4 protein-coding genes are annotated in these 4936 nt (G+C 33.8%); all 4 read left to right on the top strand.

Going from position 1 to position 4936, the window contains the following annotated elements:
• The first annotated feature begins 275 nt into the window (after nt 1-275).
• The gene (locus tag GQ593_RS04725) at nt 276-1760 is read left to right on the top strand and encodes a hypothetical protein (RefSeq protein ID WP_160431008.1); all 1485 of its coding nucleotides are present in this window, start codon (nt 276-278) and stop codon (nt 1758-1760) included.
• Between the two features lie 279 nt (nt 1761-2039).
• A complete protein-coding gene (proC, locus tag GQ593_RS04720; protein WP_160431007.1) occupies nt 2040-2849 on the top strand; it encodes a pyrroline-5-carboxylate reductase in 810 nt (269 codons plus the stop codon).
• 543 nt (nt 2850-3392) lie between these two features.
• Nucleotides 3393-4043 (top strand): hypothetical protein, encoded by a 651-nt coding sequence (locus tag GQ593_RS04715; RefSeq protein ID WP_160431006.1) that lies wholly within the window; start codon nt 3393-3395, stop codon nt 4041-4043.
• 503 nt (nt 4044-4546) lie between these two features.
• Nucleotides 4547-4936, top strand: a 390-nt coding sequence (locus GQ593_RS04710) for a hypothetical protein (protein ID WP_160431005.1), incomplete at its 3' end; no start/stop codon positions are given.

Below are 4936 nucleotides of genomic sequence, written 5' to 3'. Positions count from 1 at the left end.
ACAGCACACAGCACACAGCACACAGCACACAGCACACAGCACACAGCACACAGCACACAGCACACAGCACACAGCACACAGCACACAGCACACAGCACACAGCACACAGCACACAGCACACAGCACACAGCACACAGCACACAGCACACAGCACACAGCACACAGCACACAGCACATATTTTGAACAATTTCTAAAATTAACTTTACAATACAATTATCATCAATCTTTAAGTATCTTATTCCACTTTTTTAATCATAGGGCGTTTAGTAAAATTTTGTCGTTTATATCGCCAAATTTAGAAAATAAATGTTATATTCCCCGAACAATTTTGGCATTATTGGGGTTAGTTATATCAAATAATGCTTTATCAGCATTAACAGCGGCGACAGTGAAAGAGATTCATGGTAGTGCACCATATTTAACATTTGATAATGGCGTGACACATGCGAATTCCGTTGTTCCTTTGTTGTCGATTACATTGCCTAGCAATAGAGTTGTAAGTGCATCTACAGATACTTCAAGCATGGAAAATCCAATCATGTTAGATAAGGTATCAGCAACCTTTGCAGATATAAAAACATTAGTGCCATTTAAAAATTATCCAAATGAATTAACCGATAATGTTATTGAGAATAATGGTTATTGGAAAGATGATGATGGTGATATTATTCATGGTAACGGAATGAGTAAGCTAAAAATTAAATGGCAAAATTTAGAAGGTCAAGATATTACTGATTATGTGAAAAATAATGCTAGCAGCTTACTTAACGAGTGTGATGCTCCTTATAAATTGACGATAGAAGTAGATGATATGAGCATTGAAACTGAATATGGCATACCATCGCAAAGTGGTCTCATTACCGGTGGAAAACATTCCTATTACCTTTACCCGAAAGTGAATAAACCTAAGTTTTGTTACGCAAAACCGAATTTAGAGTTTGATCTTCATTCAGGCGAACTCCCTTATGACGGCGCGATTTCTTCTATTAACGCAGGAAATGGCGAGTGGAATAAGCATAGGGGGTTTTATGCTTATAATCCAGCGAATCCTGGCGCAAATTTTCCAACCACAGGCTCTCATAATTTGTTTTTTTATTTGAGTGTTGCAGGAATAAAAGCACAAGATTTTGTTAATGCAAATGGTAATACAATTAGCAAAGGCGGAGTGACATTAAAATTAAATGCTGAAAATACCTCTCCTACAGGTTTAATTAAAATGACTTTAATCGGTCCTAAAGAAAATAACCCTAGTGCTTTCCAGCCCTCGGTATTTTCATTGCATGATACCCACAATGAACCATTATATAGTTTTAAACTAGAGCGTTGGTATGTGGCTAAGAAAGGTGGCGCAGGGGGATATCAAAATGCTGTAACGTTTTGTAATAGTTTTAATGGTGGCGGGTATCGTGTAATTAAAGTACTAGACTTTTCTAATTCAAATCGAGCAGGAAGTGTTGATTGGCAAAATGGTATAATAGACGAAACCTATTTACGAAAAATTAGTTATAAAGAAAATGGTTATTGGATGGGAGGATTACTTAACGAATGGGGGCGTATGACTCAAATTTACTACAAAGATAGTGATTGGGAGTTTTTTCAAGTAGGTGATCCTGACTGGGGAGCAATCAACCGTGCATATTATTGGACATCAGATCAACATTACCTGGACACTAATTTTGTTGTAGAGGCTAATAATGGACTTGTTGGAGATAGATTGCTTTCAGATCAAGATTATAGAGTAGCTTGCGTTACTCCTTAGTTTGTAGTTATCACCTAAAATTCATATTGATGTAAACTAGATACTAATATGGTATGCAAATTAGTCTTAACTGACATTACTGCCAATTTTATTTTCTTATTCGACAAAGAGTAAAATAACCAACAAATATTGCTTGCACACTTTAATAAAAATTAACGTCAGATCTAAAAATACTTATGAATATAGTTAACAATAAACTATTTTGGTAAAAGTTGGGTTTTGGATCAAAAAATACTCTATAATTGTCAACAACTATAGATACTAAAAAGTGATTAATAAATGGAACAAAAAATTGGTTTTATTGGTTTAGGAAACATGGGCACGGCAATTTTGCAAGGCATTTTGGGCAGTAATATTGTATCAGGAACTCAGCTTTATGTTTATGATCCTCATTTAGAAAAAGGTCAAGCGCTTAATCAAACTTATTTAGTTAATAATTTGGATTCAGCAAGAGATGTTGCTCGTGAGTCAGATATTGTATTGGTTGCCGTTAAACCTAATGTGATTGTTGATGTGCTTAATGATATTCAAAAAGAATTAAAAAGGGATACTATCGTTATTTCAATTGCTGCTGGTGTCACTATTAAGACAATTGCAAAATGTGTGGGCTATGAGCAAAAAATTGTTCGCGTTATGCCAAATACCCCAGCGCTTGTCAATGCCGCTATGTGCTCAATTACACCGAATTCTGAAATTACCAATGAAGATTTGTCAATAGTACAAACATTATTAAATTGCGTAGGCAAGACTGAGATTGTTCCTGAATATTTAATCGATGCAGTTATTGGCGCAAGTGGATCTTCGCCAGCGTTTGTGTTTATGTTTATTGAAGCGTTAGCTGATGGTGCAGTTAAAGGCGGATTATCAAGAAAACAAGCCTATAAATTTGCTGCACAAGCAGTATTGGGATCGGCAAAACTATTATTAGAAACAGGTAAACATCCTGGTGAATTAAAAGATATGGTCTGTTCACCTGCTGGCACTACGATTGAGGGAGTGCAAATGCTTGAAGCTAAAGGATTTAGAGCAGCGGTAATTGATGCTGTAGAAGCAACAATTAATAAATCTAAAGAGCTTGCAGAAAAATGAATATAAAATTTAGCTATATTTAAAATATTAAAATTTATCAAGTAACTATGATAATATATGTCAATCAAGACATATAATTAAATCTAAATCATGATTGAACTTGTGTAATATAGAAAATGTGCAGGGTAAAGCGTAAATAAAACACTAACTAGTAATTTATAATAATTATTATTGTATAGTGATATGTAAAAATAGCTTATAGATATTATTGACTTCCAATTCTCTACTATGCAATAAACTCGGCAAGGTTAAATTAATTGCAGGGATGGATTAGTCGAACCTCTTTATTTGCGAAAATTATTTATGAAAAAAATTATAGTAATGGTTATTGAATGTTAGGATTATTTAGCAAATAAAGAATATACCGTTTTATTATAAAAACGGTGATTGGGAATATCTTCGTTCTAGTAATTTTGAACGGTAATTAATCAACCAGCGCAAACAAAGTATAATAAAATCAATTCATTTAAAACTAAAATTCTTTCTTTAATGTTAAATATCTATTATCCTTAATTTCACTTTTAGAAATAATAAGGAAAAATAATGTATAACTTATTAAAATTAATAGCTTTTATTGTATTTTCAATGTTGCTCACATCGTGTGCACAAGATACTTCAACAAAACAAGCTGATAGTGTAAAAAAAAGACAAGAAGAATATCTAGCAAAAACCCGTTTTTATTCTGATATTGAGCCAAAAGGTAAACAGCCTAAGGCTAGAATTACTGTAGTACAAGTGGGATCAGGTGATTTTACTGCAACTAGGTTACGCATATTTGACATAACAAATAAAAGTAAATCAGGATATTTAATGGCTTATCGATTTGGCGATGAAACTTATGCACCCATTGTTACCGACATTCATGGCGTACAAGTTTTGGATGAAAATGCAAAACCAATAAATCAGCTCAACATAGTGCCAGATAAGCCATTTATTTTTAATGTTGCAGTTTATAGATATAAAAGACATGAACCAGGATGGTTCCATCGCGGTTACACTGAATCGGTTACATGTAAGTGGAATGACAAAAAAATAGTATTTATACCGAAAAAAGATACCGATTATTTGCTATCTATCGGTGCTAAACCAGCAGAGAATGAAAAGAAATTCCTTTGTATATTCAAATTACAAGCGTTTGATAAAAAGACAAAAGAATATAAAGCAACCAAGGTTATCCCGTTGCCAGAAAAATAGCTGTGTTTAATAGGAGTTGCTCGGGTTGTTTACAGTATTTTCTCAAATTACTGTAAACAACCCGAGCAATTCCTACAAGTTATGTATATTTAGTCGTTTTTTGGATAAAACTATAAAAAGATAATTGCACATACCTCATTATTAACAATAAATAACTAAAAGTAGTTCAGTAAAGATATTGATTTTATTTAAATTTTTTATAGTAAAAATAATATTTCAATCCGTTAAAGTTTTTCATAAACTTAATCAAAGTTACACTTAATTAATTTTTGTCCAAAAATCCCCCAAAAAGCTAGCCAAGCTTTTTTAAAACGGTTATACTTTCACCTATTTTTAAAAAACAGCTTATTTAATAAGCAAATAGATGTGAAAAATCGAAATAAAACATAAATTTATTAAATGGACGCATCAGGCGAGTTTTTTGGCTTGCCTCGTTTATATTCTCGAAGTTATTTCTCAAATCACTATCAAAATTATCTCGAAAAAAACCGTTGGCGTTGGCATTGTTTTTATTGTCATGTTTATGGCATTTGCCGGCATTAGCGGGTCAAAATGGTCGAGAGAATAATCGTAGTGATGCTATACTATTACCACCGACGAACGCCCCAGCAACTATCTGGTTCGTTACCCCAGTGTTGTTCTCAGGAGCTATAGACATAGAGATCCCTGACATATGGGACAGTTATTTGGGATTCATCTTTAAAGACAAAGACACCAATCCCGCATCATACGCGCTTAATTTTCCGACTACGGGGGCAAATGGATTGTATTTTGACTTAGTCATATATGGCTATGTAGATGGATTGACATGGACGCCCGTGACGCATGAAGGAATTACCGCGACAGTGAAACAGATAACAAGAATGGAGAGTTTGGCTCGGAATCGGAATTGG

The organism is Gilliamella sp. Pas-s25 (assembly GCF_009795885.1).
Taxonomy (GTDB): Bacteria; Pseudomonadota; Gammaproteobacteria; order Enterobacterales; family Orbaceae; genus Gilliamella.
This window is presented reverse-complemented; position numbering and strand designations above follow the sequence as displayed.